General features: G+C 66.5%; 15 protein-coding genes. 6 read left to right on the top strand and 9 right to left on the bottom strand.

The window, feature by feature from the left end; translation table 11 throughout:
• Positions 1-77: 77 nt before the first annotated feature.
• The 7 genes from fdhA to glyA form a co-directional block, all read right to left on the bottom strand.
• Positions 78-1,277, bottom strand: a complete 1,200-nt coding sequence (fdhA, locus tag SD196_RS26940) for a formaldehyde dehydrogenase, glutathione-independent (RefSeq protein ID WP_207884989.1) — start codon at positions 1,275-1,277, stop codon at positions 78-80.
• A 236-nt stretch (positions 1,278-1,513) separates the two neighbouring features.
• Entirely contained in the window at positions 1,514-2,371 is an 858-nt protein-coding gene (locus tag SD196_RS26935) for a formyltetrahydrofolate deformylase (protein WP_331314919.1), read from the bottom strand.
• A 92-nt stretch (positions 2,372-2,463) separates the two neighbouring features.
• Complete coding sequence (locus tag SD196_RS26930; RefSeq protein WP_416310872.1) at positions 2,464-3,099, bottom strand: sarcosine oxidase subunit gamma; 636 nt, start codon at positions 3,097-3,099, stop codon at positions 2,464-2,466.
• Between the two features lie 172 nt (positions 3,100-3,271).
• Positions 3,272-6,292, bottom strand: a complete 3,021-nt coding sequence (locus SD196_RS26925) for a sarcosine oxidase subunit alpha (protein WP_416310871.1) — start codon at positions 6,290-6,292, stop codon at positions 3,272-3,274.
• Positions 6,292-6,621, bottom strand: a complete 330-nt coding sequence (locus SD196_RS26920; RefSeq protein WP_343575646.1) for a sarcosine oxidase subunit delta — start codon at positions 6,619-6,621, stop codon at positions 6,292-6,294. Before SD196_RS26920 ends, SD196_RS26925 begins: the two co-directional genes overlap by 1 nt.
• A 131-nt stretch (positions 6,622-6,752) precedes the next feature.
• Positions 6,753-8,003 (bottom strand): sarcosine oxidase subunit beta, encoded by a 1,251-nt coding sequence (locus tag SD196_RS26915; protein ID WP_207884994.1) that lies wholly within the window; start codon positions 8,001-8,003, stop codon positions 6,753-6,755.
• Positions 8,004-8,134: 131 nt separating this feature from the next.
• Positions 8,135-9,388, bottom strand: a complete 1,254-nt coding sequence (glyA, locus tag SD196_RS26910; protein ID WP_416310870.1) for a serine hydroxymethyltransferase — start codon at positions 9,386-9,388, stop codon at positions 8,135-8,137.
• 240 nt (positions 9,389-9,628) lie between these two features.
• Between glyA and SD196_RS26905 the strand changes: the two genes are divergently transcribed.
• From SD196_RS26905 to SD196_RS26895, 3 genes are all read left to right on the top strand, one after another.
• Complete coding sequence (locus SD196_RS26905) at positions 9,629-10,156, top strand: hypothetical protein (RefSeq protein ID WP_416310869.1); 528 nt, start codon at positions 9,629-9,631, stop codon at positions 10,154-10,156.
• Between the two features lie 65 nt (positions 10,157-10,221).
• A complete protein-coding gene (locus tag SD196_RS26900; protein WP_416310868.1) occupies positions 10,222-10,899 on the top strand; it encodes a hypothetical protein in 678 nt (225 codons plus the stop codon).
• A 109-nt stretch (positions 10,900-11,008) separates the two neighbouring features.
• Positions 11,009-12,052, top strand: a complete 1,044-nt coding sequence (locus SD196_RS26895; protein WP_275609321.1) for a low specificity L-threonine aldolase — start codon at positions 11,009-11,011, stop codon at positions 12,050-12,052.
• Positions 12,053-12,303: 251 nt separating this feature from the next.
• Here SD196_RS26895 and SD196_RS26890 read toward each other — a convergent pair whose 3' ends face one another.
• A complete protein-coding gene (locus tag SD196_RS26890; RefSeq protein WP_275609320.1) occupies positions 12,304-12,621 on the bottom strand; it encodes a heavy metal-binding domain-containing protein in 318 nt (105 codons plus the stop codon).
• Between the two features lie 927 nt (positions 12,622-13,548).
• Between SD196_RS26890 and fusA the strand changes: the two genes are divergently transcribed.
• A complete protein-coding gene (gene fusA / locus SD196_RS26885) occupies positions 13,549-15,597 on the top strand; it encodes an elongation factor G (RefSeq protein ID WP_343578283.1) in 2,049 nt (682 codons plus the stop codon).
• A 377-nt stretch (positions 15,598-15,974) separates the two neighbouring features.
• Positions 15,975-18,488, top strand: coding sequence for a ferredoxin (locus SD196_RS26880; protein ID WP_416310867.1), 2,514 nt, complete (start codon positions 15,975-15,977; stop codon positions 18,486-18,488).
• Here the strand turns inward: SD196_RS26880 and gbcB are convergent.
• Positions 18,434-19,537 carry a glycine-betaine demethylase subunit GbcB gene (gbcB, locus tag SD196_RS26875; RefSeq protein WP_275609318.1) on the bottom strand — a complete coding sequence of 368 codons (1,104 nt, stop codon included), beginning with the start codon at positions 19,535-19,537 and terminating at the stop codon, positions 18,434-18,436. The two genes, SD196_RS26880 and gbcB, sit on opposite strands and share 55 nt — an antisense overlap.
• A 427-nt stretch (positions 19,538-19,964) precedes the next feature.
• Between gbcB and gbcA the strand changes: the two genes are divergently transcribed.
• Positions 19,965-21,254: a glycine-betaine demethylase subunit GbcA gene (gene gbcA / locus SD196_RS26870; RefSeq protein ID WP_207888184.1), complete on the top strand. Its 1,290-nt coding sequence runs from the start codon at positions 19,965-19,967 to the stop codon at positions 21,252-21,254.
• Positions 21,255-21,379 lie beyond the last annotated feature (125 nt).

The following is a 21,379-nucleotide window of genomic DNA, read 5'->3' as shown; positions in this document are numbered from 1 at the left end:
AAAAAAAGAGGGAGCCTTGCGGCTCCCCTGGAGAGACGGCCGCGGTAGTGGGACCGCGGCCGGGGGTGGCTGCGCCGTCAGGCGGCGCGGAAGGTGTTGTGCGGGTCGATGACGAATTTCTTCGGCACGCCGGCATCGAACTGGCCGTAGCCCTTCGGTGCGTCGTCCAGGGTGATGACTTCCACCCCGACGATGTCGGCGATCTTGATGCGATCCCACATGATGGCCTGCATCAGCTGGCGGTTGTACTTCATCACCGGGGTCTGGCCGGTGTGGAAGGTGTGCGACTTGGCCCAGCCCAGGCCGAAACGGATGCTCAGCGCACCGTGCTTGGCAGCATCGTCCACCGCACCCGGATCCTCGGTGACATACAGGCCCGGAATACCGATCTTGCCGGCGACGCGAACCACGCCCATCAACGAGTTGAGCACGGTGGCCGGAGCCTCGTGCTGCGACCCGGAATGGCCATGGCCGCGGGCTTCGAAGCCCACTGCGTCGATCGCGCAGTCCACTTCCGGCTCGCCCAGCAGGTCGGCGATCTGCTCGTGCAGCGGGGTGTCCTTGGACAGGTCGGCGATCTCGAAGCCCTGGGACTTGGCGTGGGCCAGGCGGGTCGGGTTGACGTCACCGACGATCACCACGGCGGCGCCCAGCAGGCGGGCCGAGGCGGCGGCGGCAAGACCCACCGGACCTGCGCCGGCGACGTAGACGGTGCTGCCCGGACCAACGCCGGCGGTGACGGCGCCGTGGTAGCCGGTGGGCAGGATGTCGGAGAGGCAGGTCAGGTCGCGGATCTTCTCCATCGCCAGCTCGCGGTTCGGCAGCTTGAGCAGGTTGAAGTCGGCGTAGGGGACCATCACGTACTCGGCCTGGCCACCGACCCAGCCGCCCATGTCGACGTAGCCGTAGGCGCCGCCGGCGCGGGCCGGGTTGACGGTCAGGCAGACGCCGGTGTGCTGCTCCTTGCAGGTACGGCAGTGGCCGCAGGCGACGTTGAACGGCACCGAGACCAGGTCGCCGATCTTCATGGTTTCCACGCCACGGCCGATTTCCACCACCTCACCGGTGATCTCGTGACCCAGCACCAGGCCGACAGGCGCGGTGGTGCGGCCGCGCACCATGTGCTGGTCGGAGCCGCAGATGTTGGTAGAGACCACGCGCAGGATCACCCCGTGGTCGATCTGCTTGCCCTGCGGGTCCTGCATCTTCGGATAGGGGATGTTCTGTACTTCGACCTTGCCCGGGCCGAGATAAACCACACCACGATTGCCAGACATACGCATTCCTCATTGTGTTTGTGGGTACAAATGCGGGCACTACGGCCACACGGTTTTGCACTGGGATGTCGTGTGTTGCGCGACAGGGCCGGGTCGTACTGCTGGCAGCCGGCAGGTCTGTCGGTGTTGCTCGGTGATCAGGAGAGGGCGCTCTACAGCGAGCGCCACAGTCCGTGTTGAAACGTAGGGCGGATGAGTTCCATCCATCCGCCGGTCAAGCCGGCACGGCGGTGCGCTTACAGCACCACCGTCCGATTGGCGTTCAGGAAGACTCGCTTCTCGATGTGGAAGCCCACGGCTTTCGCCAGGGTCAGGCACTCCACGTCACGGCCCTTGGCGATCAGGTCCTCGGGGTAGTGGGAGTGGTCCACCGGCTCGACGCCCTGGGCGATGATCGGGCCCTCGTCGAGGTCGTTGTTGATGTAGTGGGCGGTGGCGCCGACCAGCTTTACGCCCTTCTGGTAGGCCTGGTGGTAGGGCTTGGCGCCCTTGAAACCGGGCAGCAGCGAGTGGTGGATGTTGATCGCCCAACCGTCCAGGCGGCGGCACAGCTCGGGGGAGAGCACCTGCATGTAGCGGGCGAGGATCACCAGCTCCGCGCCGGTTTCCTCGATCACCTGCCAGACCTTCGCCTCCTGCGCGCCCTTGTCGTTCGGGTCGAGCGGGAAGTGGTGGTAGGGGATGCCATGCCAGCGGGCCAGGGGTTCCAGGTCCGGGTGGTTGGAGACCACCGCCACCACGTCCATCGGCAGCTGGCCGATGCGCTGGCGGTAGAGCAGGTCGTTCAGGCAGTGGTCGGCCTTGGAGACCATGATCACCACCTTGCTGCGATAGCCCGGCGGAGTCAGCTCGACGTTCATCTGGAAGGGCGAGACGCGGTCGGCGAGGCCGGCGCGGAAGGCCGCTTCGTCGAAGCCGTCGCCGGCACGGAACTCGATGCGGATGAAGAAGCGCTGCGCCAGGCGGTCATCGAACGAATGGTGCTCGGTGACGTAGCAGCGCTGCTCGAACAGGTAGCGCGTGACCACGTCGACCGTGCCCAGCAGGCTCGGGCTGTCGGCGGTGAGGATCCAGGTATCGGGTGTGCGGCTCATGGTCTGGCTCCGAACAATCACCCCTCTCCCTTTGGGAGAGGGGCTGGGGGTGAGGGTGGCTCTGGCGCCAGTCCCTCACCGGTCCTCACGTATCACGCCGCCACCTGCAGGCCGTACTCGGCGCAGGCGTCCTGCAGCCACAGCCAGAAGTAGTCGGAGAAGCTGCGGCGAACCACCAGCTCCCAGGTGTGCTCGCCGGTATGACGGATCACCAGCTGGGACTTGGCGAAGATGGTGCCCACCGCCTTGCCCACCGGGAAATTGCTCGGGTGCACGTCGTAGCTGGTGGACTTCATCAGCACTTCGCGGACCTTGGCGCCTTCCAGTTCCAGCAGGGTCTGGCCGCCGCTGACGTTGATCACCGAGTAGTGCAGGTCTTCGCCGAGGGCCTTGTGCAGGCTCTGCTCGACGGCGAATTCCTGGCCGCCGGGGACGATCAGCAGCCACTCGTCCGGGCCGAGCCACTGCAGCGAGGTGTCACCTTTGGCCACCAGGGTCAGGGCGACCGGCAGCTCCAGGCCCAGGGCCTTTTTCACGCCGGCGGCGAAGGCCGGGTCGTGGGCGTCGCCACGCAGGGTCAGGTGGCCGAGGAATTTCTTCTCGCGCAGGGTCACGCCGGCATTGGCCACCTTGCGGCTGGCAAGCTTGTCCAGCTCGGCGTGGTGCAGGGGCGATTCGGCCTGGATGCCGGCTTCGGGACGCTGTTCGTAGAGGTTGGCTTTGCTCATGTTCTGTTCACCTTGGGGGCGCTTATCGCCTGTTTCCCCTCACCCCAGCCCTCTCCCGGAGGGAGAGGGGGCCGAGCTGAGTGTGCTGTGAGTGTCGTGCTCGCCGGCGGCTCCAAACTGTCCCCTCTCCCCCTGGGAGAGGGTTAGGGTGAGGGCAGCCGGCGGCTCCGAATCAATCCACGTTCTGCCGTTCCCCTTTCGGGTCGTAGAACACCGAGCTGCAGATTTCCGCCTCGATCACCCGGCCATCGGCCAGCGGGGCGTAGACCTTCTCGCCCATGCGCTTCAAACCACCCTTGACCACCGCCAGGGCGAAGCCGTAGCCGAGGCTGCTGCTCATGTAGCTGGAGGTGACGTGGCCGACCATGTTCATGGGGATCGACTGCTGGGTGTTGAACACCAGCTGCGCACCCTCGGGCAGGACTTCCATGGGGTTGGTGGGCTTGAGGCCGACCAGCTGCTTGCGGTCTTCGCGCTGGCAGTCGGCGCGGTTCATGCCACGCCAGCCGATCCAGGAGAACGGCTTGGTGCGACCCACCGCCCAACCCATGTTCAGGTCGTCCGGGGTGACCGAGGCGTCGGTGTCCTGGCCCACGATGATGAAGCCCTTCTCGGCGCGCAGGACGTGCATGGTCTCGGTGCCGTACGGGGTCAGGTTGTACTTGGCGCCCGCTGCGACGATCGCTTCCAGCACACCCATGGCGTAGTTGGCCTGGATGTTCACCTCGTAGGACAGCTCGCCGGTGAAGGAGATGCGGAACACCCGCGCCGGGACGCCGGCGACCTTGCCTTCCTTCCAGGTCATGAAGGGGAAGGCTTCCTTGTCCAGGTCGATGTCGGTGACTTCGGCCAGCAGCTTGCGGCTGTTGGGGCCGGACAGGGTCAGGGTGGCCCAGTGGTCGGTGACCGAGGTGAAGTACACCTTCAGCTCCGGCCATTCGGTCTGGTGGTACAGCTCCAGCCATTCCATCACGCGGGCGGCGCCGCCGGTGGTGGTGGTCATGACGAAGTGGTTGTCCGCCAGGCACGCCGTGACGCCATCGTCGAAGACCATGCCGTCTTCCTTGCACATCAGGCCGTAGCGGGCCTTGCCCACGTCCAGCTTGGTCCAGGCGTTGGTGTAGACGCGGTTGAGGAACTCGCGGGCGTCCGGGCCCTGGATGTCGATCTTGCCCAGGGTGGAGGCGTCCAGCAGGCCGACGCTTTCACGCACGGCGCGGCATTCGCGGGCCACGGCGGCGTGCATGTCTTCGCCGCGCTTGGGGAAGTACCACGGGCGCTTCCACTGGCCGACGTCCTCGAACTCGGCGCCGTTCTTCACGTGCCAGGCGTGCAGGGCGGTGAAGCGTACGGGTTCGAACAGGTGACCGCAGTGACGACCGGCGACGGCGCCGAAGGTCACCGGGGTGTAGTTCGGGCGGAACATGGTGGTGCCGGTGTCGGCGATGCTCTTGCCCTGGGCGCGGGCCGCAATGGCCAGGCCGTTGATGTTGCCCAGCTTGCCCTGGTCGGTGCCGAAGCCCAGCGCGGTGTAGCGCTTGACGTGCTCGATGGACTCGAAGCCCTCGCGGCAGGCCAGTTCGATGGCGGCGGCGGTGACGTCGTTCTGGGTGTCGACGAACTGTTTGGGTGCACGGGAGGTGGACTTCTCGTGGGGCACCTGGAACAGCGCGAGGGTAGCTTCCTCGGTACGCTCGGACGCAGCCGGCAGGTCGCCTTCCACGGCCTTGAAGCCTGCGTCGACTGCCGCCTGGCTGCCGGCCTGGTAGCCGTCGGCCAGGGCATCGGCGAGGCGGAACACGCCGTTCACCGCGCCGGCGCAGATGCGCTTCTGGAAGGCCAGGCCGGGTACGAAGGCGAGGATGTCTTCACGCCATTCCGGCTTGCCGCCCAGGTGCGAAGCCAGGTGCACCACCGGGCTGTAGCCGCCGGAGCTGGCGATCAGGTCGCAGTCCAGCCAATCGCCCGGGGCGTTGACCTTCATGCGGAAGGTATCGATGGAGGCCACCTTGGCGCCGGTCACGCGCTTGCTGCCGCGGGCTTCGATCACCGAGCTGCCGGTGATGACGCGCATGCCGCGCTTGCGTGCTTCCTCGACCCACTGGCCCTGCGGATTGGGGCGCGCATCGGCGATGGCGACCACCTCCAGGCCGGCTTCCTGCCAGTCCAGGGCGACGCGGTAGGCGTAGTCGTTGTTGGTGGACAGCACCAGCTTCTTGCCCGGCGCCACGCCGTAGCGGCGTACATAGGTGGAGACGGCGCCGGCCAGCATGTTGCCCGGCACGTCGTTGTTCGCGTAGACCAGCGGGCGCTCGTGGGCGCCGGCGGCCAGCACCACGCGCTTGGCGCGGACGCGGTGCACGCGCATGCGCACCTGGCCCAGCGGAGCGGTTTCGCCCAGGTGGTCGGTACGGCGCTCGTGGATGGTGAGGAAGTTGTGGTCGTGGTAGCCGTTGACGGTGGAGCGCGGCAGCAGGATCACGTCCGGGTTGCCTTCCAGCTCGACGATGGCCTTGGCCACCCACTCCGCGGCGGGCTTGCCGTCGAGGGTTTCGCGGGTGTCGAGCAGGCTGCCGCCGAACTCTTCCTGTTCATCGGCGAGGATCACCCGCGCGCCGCTGCGCGAGGCAGCCAGGGCGGCGGCGAGACCGGCAGGGCCTGCACCGACGATCAGCACGTCGGCGTGGTGGTTCATCCAGTCGTAGCTGTCCGGGTCCACTTCGGTGGGCGCGCGGCCCAGGCCTGCGGCCTTGCGGATGTACTTCTCGTAGGTCAGCCACATGGACTGCGGGTACATGAAGGTCTTGTAGTAGAAGCCGGGCGGCATCATCTTGCCGCCGACCTTGCCGAAGATCCCCATGAGGTCGTTCTGCACGTTCGGCCAGCCGTTGGTGGCGCTGGCCACCAGGCCGTTGTACAGCGCCTGCTGGGTGGCGCGCACGTTGGGCACCTGAGTCGCTTCACGGGAGCCGATCTGCAGGATGGCGTTGGGCTCTTCGGCGCCGGCGGCGACGATGCCGCGCGGGCGGGAGTACTTGAAGCTGCGGCCGAGGATGTCGACGCCGTTGGCCAGCAGTGCTGCGGCCAGGGTGTCACCGGCGAAGCCCTGGTAGGTCTCACCATTGAAGGTGAAGGTCAGGGGCTTGCTGCGGTCGATGCGACCGCCACGGGAAAGGCGATTGATCTGGCTCATTAGGCCTTCTCCACGGCAGGCTGGGAAGCGGCTTTCTTCTCGGAATCAGCGGCGGTCACACTGGGTTTTTCGCCGATCTTGTAGGTTTCGAGAATTTCGTAGGTCACCGTGTGGCGGGTGACGTTGAAGTACTGGCGGCAGCCGGCGGCGTGCACCCACAGTTCGTGGTGGATGCCGCGCGGGTTGTCGCGGAAGAACATGTACTCGCCCCATTCCGCGTCGGTGCAGGCAGAGGGGTCGAGCGGACGCGGGATGTGCGCCTGGCCCTTGGCGTGGAATTCCTCTTCGGAACGCAGCTCGCCGCAGTGGGGGCAGAAGATGTGAAGCATGGTTGAAGCCTCCCGGGTTTCTTTCCGAGTGGCGTGGGGTGTTGGCACTTCGCCGAACCACCCTCACCCGCCCTTCGGGCACCCTCTCCCAAAGGGAGAGGGTCATCAGTTGTCGCCCTACGGGCGAATGTTCAATGAGCTACGGCGGCAGCGCCGTGTTCGTCGATCAGCGCGCCGGTGTGGAAGCGTTCGATGGAGAAGGGCGCGGCCAGCGGATGCGGCTCGCCCTTGGCCAGGGTCGCGGCAAAAACGTTGCCCGAGCCGGGAGTGGCCTTGAAGCCGCCGGTGCCCCAACCGCAGTTGAAGAACAGGTTCTTCACCGGGGTCTTGCCGATGATCGGGCAGGCGTCCGGGGTGGTGTCGACGATGCCGCCCCACTGGCGGTTCATGCGCACGCGGGACAGCACCGGGAACATCTCCACGATGGCCTGCAGGGTGTGCTCGATCACCGGGTAGGAGCCGCGTTGGCCGTAGCCGTTGTAGCCGTCGATGCCGGCGCCGATGACCAGGTCGCCCTTGTCCGACTGGCTGATGTAGCCGTGTACGGCGTTGGACATGATTACGCTGTCGATGATGGGTTTCAGCGGTTCGGAAACCAGCGCCTGCAGCGGGTGCGATTCGATCGGCAGGCGGAAGCCGGCGAGCTTGGCCATGTGCCCGGAGTTGCCGGCGGTGACCACGCCGACGCGCTTGGCGCCGATGAAGCCGCGGTTGGTCTCGACACCGATGACCGCGCCATCCTGCTTGCGGAAGCCGATCACTTCGGTCTGCTGGATCAGGTCCACGCCCAGGGCGTCGGCGGCACGGGCGAAGCCCCAGGCCACGGCATCGTGACGGGCCACGCCGCCACGGCGCTGCACGGTGGAGCCCATGATCGGGTAGCGGGCGCTCTTGGTGCAGTTCAGGTACGGAATCTCTTCGGCCACCTGCTGCGCGTTGAGCAGTTCGCCGTCCACGCCGTTCAGGCGGTTGGCGCTCACGCGGCGTTCGCCGTCGCGCATGTCCTGCAGGGTGTGGCAGAGGTTGTAGACGCCGCGCTGGGAGAACATGACGTTGTAGTTCAGGTCCTGGGACAGGCCTTCCCACAGCTTCATGGCGTGTTCGTAGAGCAGCGCGGATTCGTCCCACAGGTAGTTGGAACGCACGATGGTGGTGTTGCGCGCGGTGTTGCCGCCGCCCAGCCAACCCTTCTCGATCACCGCGACGTTGGTGATGCCGTGTTCCTTGGCCAGGTAGTAGGCCGTGGCCAGGCCGTGGCCGCCACCGCCGACGATGACCACGTCATAGACCGGCTTGGGCGTGGGCGTGCGCCACATGCGTTGCCAGTTCTCGTGGTGGCTCAGGGAATGCTTGAACAGGCCGAAGCCGGAATAGCGTTGCATGTCGATGCTCCTGATCTTTTGCTCCCCTTCCCGTGGGAAGGGGGTGGGGTGAGGGTTGCGGCGCTGGGGTCGGGACCGATGTTTCCCTCACCTGCCCTTGGGGCGCCGTCTCCGCGAGGAGACGGGAAAACTCAACGGTAGACCGGATAGTCCGCGCAGAGGCCGGCGACCTGGGTGGCCACCTTGGCCTCGACGTCGGCGTCGCCCAGGTGGTCCAGCACGTCGCAGATCCAGCCGGCCAGTTCGCGGCACTGGCTTTCCTGCAGGCCACGGGTGGTGACCGCCGGGGTGCCGATGCGGATGCCGGAGGTGACGAACGGGCTCTGCGGGTCGTTCGGCACGGCGTTCTTGTTCACGGTGATGCCGACGCGGCCCAATGCTGCGTCCGCTTCCTTGCCGGTCAGGCCCTGCTTCACCAGGCTGATCAGCATCAGGTGGTTGTCGGTGCCGCCGGAGACCACGTCGTAGCCGCGGTCGATGAACACCGAGGCCATGGCCTGGGCGTTCTTGATCACCTGGGCCTGGTAGTCCTTGAAGCCGGGTTCCAGCGCTTCCTTGAAGCACACCGCCTTGGCGGCGATCACGTGCATCAGCGGGCCACCCTGGGCGCCAGGGAAGACGGCGGAGTTGAGCTTCTTCTCGATCTCTTCGTTGGACCTGGCCAGGATCAGGCCGCCACGCGGACCGCGCAGGGTCTTGTGGGTGGTGGTGGTGACCACGTCGGCGTAGGGCAGCGGGTTCGGGTACAGGCCGGCGGCGACCAGGCCGGCGACGTGGGCCATGTCGACGAACAGCAGCGCCCCGACCTTGTCGGCGATGGCGCGGAAGCGCGGGAAGTCGAGGGTCTTGGAGTAGGCGGAGAAGCCGGCGACGATCATCTTCGGCTTGTGCTCCACGGCCAGGCGCTCGACTTCGTCGTAGTCGATCAGGCCGGTGGCGGTGTCCAGGCCGTACTGGATGGCGTTGTACAGCTTGCCGGAGGAGGAGACCTTGGCGCCGTGGGTCAGGTGGCCGCCGTGGGCCAGGCTCATGCCCAGGATGGTGTCACCGGCGTTGAGCAGGGCGAGATAAACAGCGGCGTTGGCCGAGGAGCCGGAGTGCGGCTGGACGTTGGCGTAGTCGGCGCCGAACAGCTGCTTGGCGCGGTCGATGGCCAGCTGCTCGACCTTGTCGACGTGCTCGCAGCCGCCGTAGTAGCGCTTGCCCGGATAGCCTTCGGCGTACTTGTTGGTCAGCCCGCTGCCCTGGGCCTGCATGACGCGCTTGCTGGTGTAGTTCTCCGAGGCGATCAGCTCGAGGTGGTCCTCCTGGCGAGCCTCCTCGGCATCCATCGCCGCGAGCAGTTCGTCGTCATAGCCCTGGATCTGGTCGTGCTTGCTGAACATCGCTGGTCTCCCTGCGGCGCGGGACGCGCGCCAATGGCTGGTGCGGGACCGAGTGGTCCCCTTGTCTGCGATGGTATGACTGGCCCTGCTGACCCAGATGCCTATGTACGCCACGGGTAAGTGCGTTTGCGACATGGCGCGAATGGCGCAAAAGCGACCCGGCGCGTGGAATTGCCCGCTGCGCGTGGTCAGAATGCGACATGCCCGCGCCAGGACGGCGCGACCTGCGGAGCTTTGGAGATGAAGCGCTTCTTTCTATCTGTGTCGCTGGGTCTTGCCCTGCTGCTAGCCCAGGTGTCGGCCTGGGGCATGTCCCGGCTGTTCGACGGCGCCGCGACGGTCTGGATGCGTGGCGAGACGCTGTGCTTTGGCGGTGTGGCCTTCAAGTCGCCCGGCCTGTTCTTCAACCGCCTGCTGAAGGTCGATGACCGGCAGGTGGCGGTGCATTTCATCGAGCTGTCCCGCGAACCCTACGAATCCTATTGGGCGACAGGCGGGGTCGACCCTGCCCAAGGCGTGCCGCTGCGCAGCGACACCTGCTTCGCCTACGGCAAGGCGATTCCCGGCTTCAAGGAGAGGACCCCGGCGCGGCCGCTGGCGCCGGGCATGTACCGCGTCACCGTCGGTGGGCACGACAGCGCGGGTGACGGTGCGCGAGCGACCTTCATGAAGACCTTTTGCCTGGCGTCGCGCGGCAAAGGGCTGGCAGTCGTGGATGCCGGCTACGACGAGAAAGCCGGCCGCTGGCTCTGCAAGCCGGTGCAATGAAGCTGCCGATAGGAACCATTCGGCCAAGAGACTAAACTGCGGCCCTCACGAAATGCGAGGATGCCATGAACCGCTCCCTGACTCTGCTTTCCGCCCTGCTGCTCACCGCGACGCTGCAGGGCTGTGGTGACGACAGCAAACCCGCCAAGGCCGAGGCTCCAGAAGCCGCCAGTGCCGCCACAGCCACCCCGGCCGGCGACAGCTGCACCGGCCACGTGCTGGAAAAGGCGCTGCCGCCGACCAAGGCCGTCTACGGCTATCCCTATCTGTCCCGCGAGTGCGGCTACGACGACGCCACCATCGTCTACGGCAAGGCCGACGGCAGCCAGCACCTGGTCGTGACCCTCACCGACACCGGCCTGCCGGCGCCGGGCGCCGACCAGCAGGGCGAGGCCGCCAGGCAGTACCTGGCCGCCCAGGCCAAGCTGCGCGACACCACCAGCAAGAACGTTTCGCTGCTCAACCAGGCGCGCCAGGCCGCGCTGCAGAACGGTACCGCCGCGCAGTTCGGCGGCGAGCAGTACCTGCCGGTGATCGACAGCACCCGCATGGGCGACCCGCTGGCCATCAGCGTGCCGGCGCCGGACGACAAGACCGGCGAGGCGACCCTCACCGGCCTGATCAAGGGCCGCTACGTGCTCAACATGAGCTCGCCGGACAAGCCCAACGGTGGCACCACCCAGGCCCTGCGCGAGCTGTTCGTGCCCATCTCCGAACAGATGGCGCTGACCAAGCTGCCCTGATCGACCGCACGGCCTCCCTTATTAGGGAGGCCACGCGCCCCCTCCGGTGGCGAGCGACTATCCGTTGCTACGCTGCTGTCAGACGTACAACGTTTTTCGAGGCCGCCCCATGACCGACAACTCCCAACAGTTCGCCAGCGACAACTATTCCGGCATCTGCCCCGAAGCCTGGGCCGCCATGGCCGAGGCCAATCGCGGCCACGAGCGCGCCTACGGCGACGACCAGTGGACCGCCCGCGCTTCCGACTACTTCCGCGAGCTGTTCGAGACCGACTGCGAGGTGTTCTTCGCCTTCAACGGCACCGCGGCCAACTCCCTGGCCCTGGCGTCCCTGTGCCAGAGCTACCACAGCGTGATCTGTGCCGAGACCGCCCACGTCGAGACCGACGAGTGCGGCGCGCCGGAGTTCTTCTCCAACGGCTCCAAGCTGCTACTGGCGCGCACCGATGCCGAAGGCAAGCTGACCTCCGAGGCGATCCGTGAGATCGCCCTCAAGCGCCAGGACATCCACTATCCCAAGGCGCGCGTGGTCACCATCACCCAGGCCACCGAAGTCGGCACCGTCTACCGCCCGGACGAGCTGCAGGCGCTCAGCGCCACCTGCCGCGAGCTGGGGTTGCACCTGCACATGGACGGCGCGCGCTTCTCCAACGCCTGCGCGTCTCTGGGCGCCACGCCCGCGGAGCTGACCTGGAAGTCCGGCGTCGAGGTGCTGTGCTTTGGCGGCACCAAGAACGGCATGGCGGTGGGCGAGGCCATCCTGTTCTTCAACCGCGAGCTGGCCGAAGGCTTCGACTACCGCTGCAAGCAGGCCGGCCAGCTGGCCTCGAAGATGCGCTTCCTCGCCGCGCCCTGGGTGGGCGTGCTGCAGGACGGCGCCTGGCTGCATTACGCCAACCACGCCAACCAGTGCGCGCGTCTGCTGGCCGAACGCGTGGCGGACGTGCCGGGCGTCAGCCTGATGTTCCCGGTGGAGGCCAACGGGGTCTTCCTGCAGATGTCCGAGCCGGCGCTGGAGGCTCTGCGCCAGTTGGGCTGGCGCTTCTACACCTTCATCGGCGCCGGTGGCGCGCGCTTCATGTGTTCCTGGGACACCGACATCGCCCGCGTCGAAGCGTTGGCTGCCGACATTCGAAGAGTGATGGGCGCCTGAGTTGTCCCCAGGCGCTGGGGACGGTTGCTCGCGCAACCTGTCCCCTTCCTGTGGATGAATGGCTGTAGGTCGCGGACGGCGTGGCGTGCAGGTTGTTGATCGAAATTTGAACGGCGTGGCTTTTCTGTAGGAGCGAGCTTGCTCGCGAACCGAATTCCGCCTGATCCTACGGTGTGAAGTGAAGCTACGGATGTTCGCGAGCAAGCTCGCTCCTACACGCCATCCTGCGGGCCTGCCAAAGACCGTTGTTCCTACACCCGCACCGCTGTCCCACTCACGCTGACCATCAGCATGCTGCCGTTCTGTCCCACCACCTCGTAATCCAGGTCGATGCCGACCACGGCGTTGGCGCCCAGCTCCTGTGCGCGCTCCCGCAGTTCCTCGAAGGCGATCTCTCGCGCCCGGCCCAGCTCCTTCTCGTAGGCGCCTGAGCGGCCGCCGATGATGTCGCGCAGGCCGGCGAACAGGTCGCGGAACACGTTGGCGCCGAGGATCGCCTCGCCGACCACGATGCCGTGGTATTCCTGGATGGTCTTGCCCTCGATGCCGGGCGTCGTGGTCAGGATCATGGGGATGACTCCTCTGCTGGGGGAAACCCAGCATAGTCCTGCACTCCCACGAAGGCCCCTGGCGCATTGTTTCGGCATTTCACCGAAAAACTGGGGGCAGCCTTGTGATAAAGCTGTGGAAAACTTCGTGGAAGGTTGCCGTTGCGTTTCGCCTTCATGAACGCGGAAGAGGCATCGGTAATTTTGCTGAAAGGCGCATGCTTCGGGGCTTTCAGATGGATTCCAATGGGCTGTGAAAATCTCCACAGGCGCTGTGGAGGCACGCTTGGCCAACCTGTGGAAAATCTGTTGGCGGGCGTCTGCAAGGCTGATGCACCGGGGCTTCGCTGGATCAGGTTGTTTTTTGATCAGTCACGCCTTTTCAGTCACTTGCGGGCCTGTGTATCGATTTGTTCGGAAATTCTGTGCACGAAGTTTCCACCGCTATCCCCGGTTTGTGTTGACCCTCCTGTGAGCCGCCTGTGGAAAACATCCTCGGCACCGCGTCCGGCGAGGCTTGCACAGCCTTGCTCGAATAATGATCAGCAATGGATGCAACTGACTGATCCACAGGTGCTTTTCCCCAACGGCGGGCTCTCCGCGAAACTTTCCACAATGCCTGTGGGGCGAATCTCGCAGAAGGTGTGGACAACCTGTACCCAGATCGCTGAAGGCCTCGCCGGGCGCGGCTCCGTTGTGTCAGGTCATTTTTTGATCAATTGCCGGAAGTCCGATGGATTCCGGCTTTCGGCGATTTTTGCGGGATGTTTTCCACATTGGCTGTGCAGCGTTCTGCCGGGAAGGTGTGGGCGGGTTGTGGATGGATCGCTGTAGCGTCGATGGCTGCTGGACTACGCCGGGCTGATCAATTTTCGTCCATGGGCGCCGGAGGTGACTGCCTATAATCCATGAACTGCGAAGCAGGAACCCTGGGGGCGGGAGATCAGCATGTCCAGTTACTCGGTGGAACAGATCCGCACGGTCGCCCTGGTCGGCCATGGCGACAGCGGCAAGACGCTGCTCGCGGAAGCGCTGCTGCAAGGCAGCGGTGCGATCACCAGCATGGGTTCGCTCGAGCGCGGCGACACCGCCTGCGACTCCGACCCCATGGAGCGCGATTACCATCACTCGCTGGCCGCCGCCCTGGTGCATTTCGAGCACGAAGGCGCGCACGTCCGCCTGATCGATACACCCGGTTATCCCGATTTCATCGGCCATGCGCTGCCCGCGCTGGCGGCGGTGGAGACCGCCCTGGTGGTGGTGAACGCGCAGAACGGCGTTGAGCTGACCACCCGGCGGATGATGGACTGGGCCGGCGAGCGGGGCCTGTGCCGGATGCTGGTGGTGAACAAGATCGATGCCGAGCGCGTCGACCTGCCGGGTCTGCTGGCGGACCTGCGCGAAGCCTTCGGCAAGGAAGTCCTGCCGCTGAACCTGCCCGCCGACGGCGGCACGCGGGTGGTGGACTGCTTCTTCGAGCCCGACGGCGAGGCCGACTTCTCCTCCGTGGCCGAGGCGCACCAGGCGCTGGTGGACCAGGTGGTGGAGGTCGATGAAGCGCTGATGGCGCATTACCTGGAGGAGGGCGAGGTGGCGCCCGAGGCGCTGCATGAGCCCTTCGAGCGGGCGCTGCGCGAGGGCCATCTGATCCCCCTGTGCTTCGTCTCGGCGCGCACCGGCGCGGGGATCGCGGAGCTGCTGAATGTGCTGGCGCGGCTGGCGCCCAACCCCGCCGAGGGCAACCCGCCGCTGTTCGTGCGCACAGACGACAGCGGCGACGTGGAGGATTTCCATTCCGCGCCGGACCCCAAGGGCCATGTCCTGGCCCATGTGTTCAAGGTGGTGATTGACCCCTTCGTCGGCCGCCTGGCGGTGTTCCGCGTGCACCAGGGCACGGTCCAGCGGGACATGCAGTTGTTCGCCGGCGACGGCCGCAAGTCGTTCAAGGTCGGCCACCTGCTGCGCCTGCAAGGCAAGAAGCATGAGGAGGTGCAGCACCTGATCCCCGGCGACTTCGGCGCTTTGACCAAGGTCGACGAGCTGGAGTACGGCGTGGTGCTGCACGACTCCCACGACGAGGACCATATCCGTCTCAAGCCGCTGAATTTCCCTACGCCCATGCAGGGCCTGGCGATCGAGGCGAGCCGCCGGGGCGACGAGCAGCGCCTGGCGGAGATTCTCCAGCGCCTGCAGGCCGAGGACCCTTGCGTGCGCCTGGACTACAACGCGTCCACCCAGGAAACCGTGCTGCGCGGCATGGGCGAGTTGCACCTGCGCTACCTGCTCGAACGCATGTCCGGCCAGTACAAGCTGGAGGTGCAGACCCGCGCGCCCAGCGTGCCCTACCGGGAAACCGCCACGCGCATGGCCGAGGGGCACAGCCGGCACAAGAAGCAGACCGGCGGCGCCGGGCAGTTCGGCGAGGTGTTCCTGCGGGTGGAGCCGCTGCCGCGCGGCGGTGGCTTCGAGTTCATCGATGCGGTGAAGGGCGGGGTGATTCCCGGCCAGTTCATCCCCTCGGTAGAGAAGGGCGTGCGCTCGGCGCTGGCGGCGGGGCCGCTGGCGGGATTCCCGGTGGCCGATGTCAGGGTCACCGTCTACGACGGCAAGAGCCACTCGGTGGACTCCAAGGACATCGCCTTCCAGGCCGCCGGGCGCAAGGCGATGCTCGATGCGCTGCGCAACGCCGGCGGGATCGTCCTGGAGCCGGTGGTGAGCATCGAGGTGACGGCGCCCGATGCGCGCCTGGGCGACATCACCGCCGACCTGACGGGGCGGCGCGGCCAGGTAATGGGCACCGAGTCGCTGTCGACCCATGTCGCGCTGATCCGTGGCCAGGTGCCGTTGGCGGAGCTGGAGGGCTACGCCAACCGGCTCAAGTCGATCACCGCCGGACAGGGCCTCTATGACCTTTCGCCCAGCCACTACAGCGCTGTGCCGCAGGACGTGCAGCAGCGCCTGTCCAGCAGCTACAAGGCAGCGCCGGAAGAAGACTGAACGAATGTGGATAGTCGTCGCGGCCGGGGTGCGAAACGCACTCCGGTGCGCGCTTGCGCGCCGGTTCCGGGCGCGTCCGCGTACTTTGCAAAAGCCAGGTGGCATGCGGGTTGCAGACGGGATCGGGGCGGCCATCCGGCTCGGCCAGCGGCGTCTCCGACCTGATGGCAGGTCTGCGGATTCCTGTGGATAACTCAGTGGGTAACGTGTGCGGCGGGTGGGGGCAGGCTGTGATCAGATTTCGATCTTTCGTCGCCCGCGGGTCTCCGCTGGCAGCGCTGGGCCGCTTCGTCGGTGAGATTGCGCAGGGCGAGAGCGCTGGTGGCTGGCCAGGGGGTTGATTACCCTTGGGGTTTGCCAATGGAGTGGAAACGATCATGGATGAGCGGACGACGGAAAAGTCCCTCGGGCAACTGCTGCTGACGGCAGCGCTGGAGATCGCCTGGATCGGTGTCCTGGTCGCCCTCGGTGCTTTGCTGCCGCTGCCGCTGGTGGCCTTGGGCTGGTTCGTGTTGTTGGGTGCGGAATGGGCGATGGACCGCTGGCGTGGCAAGGTGCCGTACCGGCTGCAGCAGGCGCTGTTCTTCTGGGTGCTGGGCGGCGGTTTTGCGCTGAGCCGGGCATTGCCGGGGTTCTGGCTGGGGCTCGGGGGCGGCGTGGCGCTGATCGTCGCCTGCATGCTGGTGCAGATCCGCTTCGAGCGCGGGCTGCGCCTGGAGCGCCAGAAGCTCGAGCCGCTGGACGCACCGCTGCCGCCCGGCGTCAGTGCCTGGGGCGGCGACGCGCCGCAGTGCACGCCGGAGGGTGAACCGATCCGGGTGATCGATGGCGGCGAGATCGCCATGGGCGGCCCGGTTCTCTGCGATTACCTGATGCCCGACGGCTGTTTCATTCCCGACGGCAATCCCTCGGCGCGATTTTCCAGCGATGGCCGCCATTTCGTCTCGCCGATGCCGAGCCGGGGCGCCTGGGGGCTGCTGATCTTCGACCGCCACGAGCGCCTGCTCTATCGCTGTGCGGTGAGCGATTTCTGGGAGCTGGACAGCGTTACCGAAGCCGAGGTGATCGGCCGCTGCAGCCCCCTGACCTCGAACGCTGCACGGCGTCTGGACCTGAATGCACTCAAGGCTGCCGCGGAGGCCGAGCCCTTCGTCGCCATTCGCGATCTCTGGCTGCCGCAGGCTGAGTGGCAGCGCTGGGCTACGGGCCGGCAGCCGCAGCTGCTGCCGACGCCGGCCAGCGGCCCGCGCCTGGAAAGCCGTCCCTGGCTGCTGGACAGCCTGCTGGCGCTGGACGATCCCTTCGCGCCGTTGCGCGCCGACCAGGCCGAGCTGTGGATAGACGGTGAAGCCAGCGGCCTGTACCTGGCCGGGGGCCAGCCGCCGATGGCCTGGCGTGACGACGGACAGGCACTGGTCTTCCCGGCCGCAGCCGAACCCCTTGGGCGCTTCCGCTATTGGTTGTGGCGGCGCGATGTGGGCGTGCAGCCGTTGGGCGAACCCTGGGGTTCGCTGTCTCGCGAACCCCATGCCGGTGCCCCCGAGCTGCTGACCCTGGAAGACGGCTGGGCACGCCTGGGCCTGGTGCTCAGCCAACCCTGCCTGTCGTACGAGCGCTACGGCAACCTGGGTTCATACAGCTACTCGACCCTGTTCCTGCTGCACGGCCATGGGACGGATGATCGGCCGTGCTGGGTCGAGTCCGAGATGCCGCGCCTGGAGATCCTGCTGCCCCTCGAAGGCCCGGCGGGAAGGCCCGGCTGCCTGCTGCAGAGCGCGCCGCTGGCCGACGGTCAGCGGGCGACCTGGGAATGGCGGCGCGACGACGCCGAGGCGGAGCGGGGCGCCTACGTGCTGCGGCTCGGCGACTGGCGGCTGGAGGGCGAATGGCTGATCGACCACCGGGTTTCCGATTGCGGCCGCTACCTGGCCCTGATCGCCTTCGCCGAGGCACCGACGCTGCCCCATAGGCTGGCCATCCTCGACTGCCGGGAGCGACGCCTGGCGTGGCTCGACGAGCCGTTGGCCGATCTGCACCTGCAAGGTTTCGTCGACGGCCAGGTGCATCTGCTGCGCCTGCTCGGGCGAAACCGCTACCAGCCGCCGAGCGGGCCGGGAGAGGGCGAACCGGGCCTGCTGCGGCGCTTCGACGAAGCCTTGCCCACGGCCCAGGCATGGCATGACTTCGGCCGCTGGCGGGACGACTGGCAGCTCTACTACGAGCAGGAGCGGGTGGGGTTCGATGGCCAGACCTGGCGGCGGCTACCCAAGGTGCGCTGGCTCGATGCGCCGCCACGCGTCTGGAGCGACGGCGGCTTCGTCCTGCCGGCGCCGGTCGCGGAGGATGCCGCCTGGGGCCTGGGCTTCGACTACGACAGCGTGCACCGGGACGAGGACGTGAAAGCCGGCTTCAGCCGCAATGGCTACCTGCTGACCGCGTCGGGTATCGGGGTGTCCAACCTGGCGGCGCCGATGATCTGGTCGGCCGATGGCCGCTACCTGGCGTTGACCCGGCATGTCGGGCGTCATGAGGAGAGCGGCCTGGAGGCGGATCAATGGCGCCTGCTGCTGCTCGATGTGCGGGAGCGCACCTTGCGCCGCTATCGCGATGACCTGGGGGAATGGCCGCGCTTCGAAACCTTCGATGCCGACCTGCAATTCCGCAGCGGTGGTGAAGGTCCGGTCGGAGCGAACGGCACGGGGCGCTACGCGCTTGCGCTGGATGCCTTGCTGAAGGCGCCCGCCGAGCCGTTGCAGGCTTGCGGCGGACGCTGGTTGCCGGCGGAGGAGCTGCCGCGGCGGGATTACTGGGAGCGTCTGGTGTTCCCGACGCGGCCTCAGTACTCGATCACCACGTCGCCCTTGGGCACGCTGCAGCAGGACAGGATGTAGCCTTCGGCCACGTCTTCGTCGGTGATGCCGCCGTTGTGCTCCATGTCGACTTCGCCGGAGCGCTTCATCACCTTGCAGGTGCCGCAGATGCCCATGCCGCAGGCCTTGGGAATGTGCAGGCCGAGCTTGGCGGCGGCGGCGTGGACGGTCTCGCCCGGCGCCACGCGGATGCTCTTGCCGGTTTCGCAGAAGTCCACCTGGTGCAGGTCGGCGGCCGGGATTTCCGGTGCGTCGGCAGCTTCGGCAGCGAGCTCCTTCACCTCCTCGCGGACTTCCGGCGGGGTCGGGCCGAAGGCTTCCTCGTGGTAGCGCGACATGTCGAAGCCTTCGGCTTCGAGCAGGCGCTTGACCGCGTGCATGTAGGGCGTCGGGCCGCAGCAGAAGATCTCGCGTTCGAGGAAGTCCGGGGCCATCAGCTGCAGCATCGCCTTGTTCAGGTAGCCGCGGTAGCCGGCCCAGGTCTCGCCGATCTCGTACTTCTCGCAGATCAGGTGCAGCTTGAAGTTGTTGATCCGCGAGGTCATGTGGTCGAGCTCGCGGTGATAGATGATGTCCTTGGGCGTGCGCGCGCTGTGCACGAAGATCATGTCGACGTTGCCGTTGGTGTCGAAGAACCAGCGCGCCATGGACATCACCGGGGTGATGCCGACGCCGCCGGAAAGGTAGAGCACCTTGTCGGCCTGGAAGTCGATGGCGTTGAAGTTGCCCACCGGGCCGTGCACCGGCAGCACGTCGCCTTCCTTGAGGTTGTCGTGCAGCCAGTTGGAGACCTTGCCGCCCGGCACGCGCTTGATGGTGATGGAGAAGCTGTAGGGCACCGAGGGCGAGCTGGAGATGGTGTAGGAGCGCATGATCGGCACACCGTCGATCTCCAGCTCCAGAGTGACGAACTGGCCGGGCTTGAAGAAGAACATCAGCGGCTGGTCGGCCGCGAAGCAGAAGGTGCGCACGTCCCAGGTTTCCTGGATGGCCTTGACGCAGCGCACCAGGTGGCGGCCGTTGGTCCAGGTCTGGGTGTTCACCGGATTGAGGAAGTTGTTCGTCGACATGCTGTCTCTCCGCGCACGCGGGCCTTCGTCGGCCTTGTAGGGGCAGCGCCGGGGCCGGTGCGCGTCGCCAGTGGGCGGCGGCTGAAGCACGGGCCTTTCGGCATGCCTGATGGAGCCGATTGTGTACACGGGCCGTCGCGCCCATTTACCTGCCAGCGACATTTGCATGCTTATCGCGACCTGCCGCCTGGCGTGCGGGCCTGCGCGTCGGAAACGGATGCGGTCGTGTCGCCCATGGATAAGGGTCATTCCGGGGCGCGGCCCCACACTCAGCCTCAGCCGAGCAACCCTTCACGGTTGTATGAGGACGACGGGCCAAGGCGCTCTCGGCGCGCCTGACACCTGTCGCCACTGCCCTGCGTGGCACACCGTATCAGCCACTTAATTTCCGCCGGCAGCCCAGGGGCTGCGGCATGAGGACCTACCGATGGACGTCACCACCAAGCTGAGTCTGGGCGATCCGCTGGAACCGGCCCGCAAGGCCACCGTCGAGATGCTGCAGACCCGCGACCACAGCTTCTCGCTGCCGCAGCCCTTCTATAACGACGAGCGCCTGTTCCAGATCGACATGCAGGAGATCTTCCACAAGGAATGGCTGATCGCCGGCATGACCTGCGAGATCCCGGCCAAGGGCAACTTCCTGACCCTGCAGATCGGCGACAACCCGATCATCGTGCTGCGCGGCGCCGAAGGTAAGATCCATGCCTTCCATAACGTCTGCCGCCACCGTGGCTCGCGCCTGTGCGTCAGCGACAAGGGCAAGGTCGCCAAGCTGGTCTGCCCCTACCACCAGTGGACCTACGAGCTGGACGGCCGCCTGCTGTTTGCCGGCACCGAGATGGGTGCCGACTTCGACATGAAGGACTACAGCCTGAAACCGGTGAACGTGAAGACCGCCGGCGGCTACATCTTCATCTCCCTGGCCGAGAACCCGCCGGCCATCGACGACTTCCTGCGTACGCTCGAGCACTACATGGAGCCGTACGACATGGAGAACGCCAAGGTCGCGGTGCAGACCACCCTTCGCGAGAAGGCCAACTGGAAGCTGGTGATCGAGAACAACCGCGAGTGCTACCACTGCAACGGTTCGCACCCCGAGCTGCTGAAAACCCTTCTGGAGTGGGACGACGTGACCGACCCGCGCGCCAGCCAGGCGTTCAAGGATCAGGTCGCCGCCTGCACCAAGGCCTGGGACGAGGAGAAGATTCCGTACGCCCATGCCAGCTTCGGCCTGCGCAACCGCATCGTGCGCATGCCGCTGCTCGACGGCACCGTGTCCATGACCATGGACGGCAAGCCGGGCAGCAAGAAACTGATGGGCCGCATCAAGAACCCGGACCTGGGCTCCATGCGCATCCTGCACCTGCCGCATGCGTGGAACCACTGCATGGGCGACCACATGATCGTCTTCACCGTGTGGCCGATCAGCGCGCAGGAATCCGTGGTCACCACCAAGTGGCTGGTGCACAAGGATGCGGTGGAAGGCGAGGACTACGACGTGGCGCGCCTGCGTGAAGTCTGGGACGCCACCAACGACCAGGACCGTCGCCTGGCCGAAGAGAACCAGCGCGGCATCAACTCCACCGCCTACCAGCCGGGGCCGTACTCCAAGACCTACGAGTTCGGCGTGATCAACTTCCTCGACTGGTACAGCGAGCGCATGCTCAACAACCTGGGCGAGGAGTCCGCTCACGCCCGCCTGGTCGCTGGCGAGTAACCGTTCCATCCGGCGCCCCCTCTGCGGGGCGCCGTCGTTTCGGAGGATTCCACGTGGACGCAATGCTCTTCTATAGCAGCTCCGCCTTCGTCACCGGCCTGGTGGCGTGGAATATCTTTGCCTGC

It is taken from the genome of Pseudomonas macauensis, from assembly GCF_047902425.1.
In the GTDB taxonomy this organism is placed as follows: domain Bacteria; phylum Pseudomonadota; class Gammaproteobacteria; order Pseudomonadales; family Pseudomonadaceae; genus Pseudomonas.
Note: the sequence above shows the minus strand (reverse complement) of the source record. Positions and strands in the feature narration are given on the sequence as shown.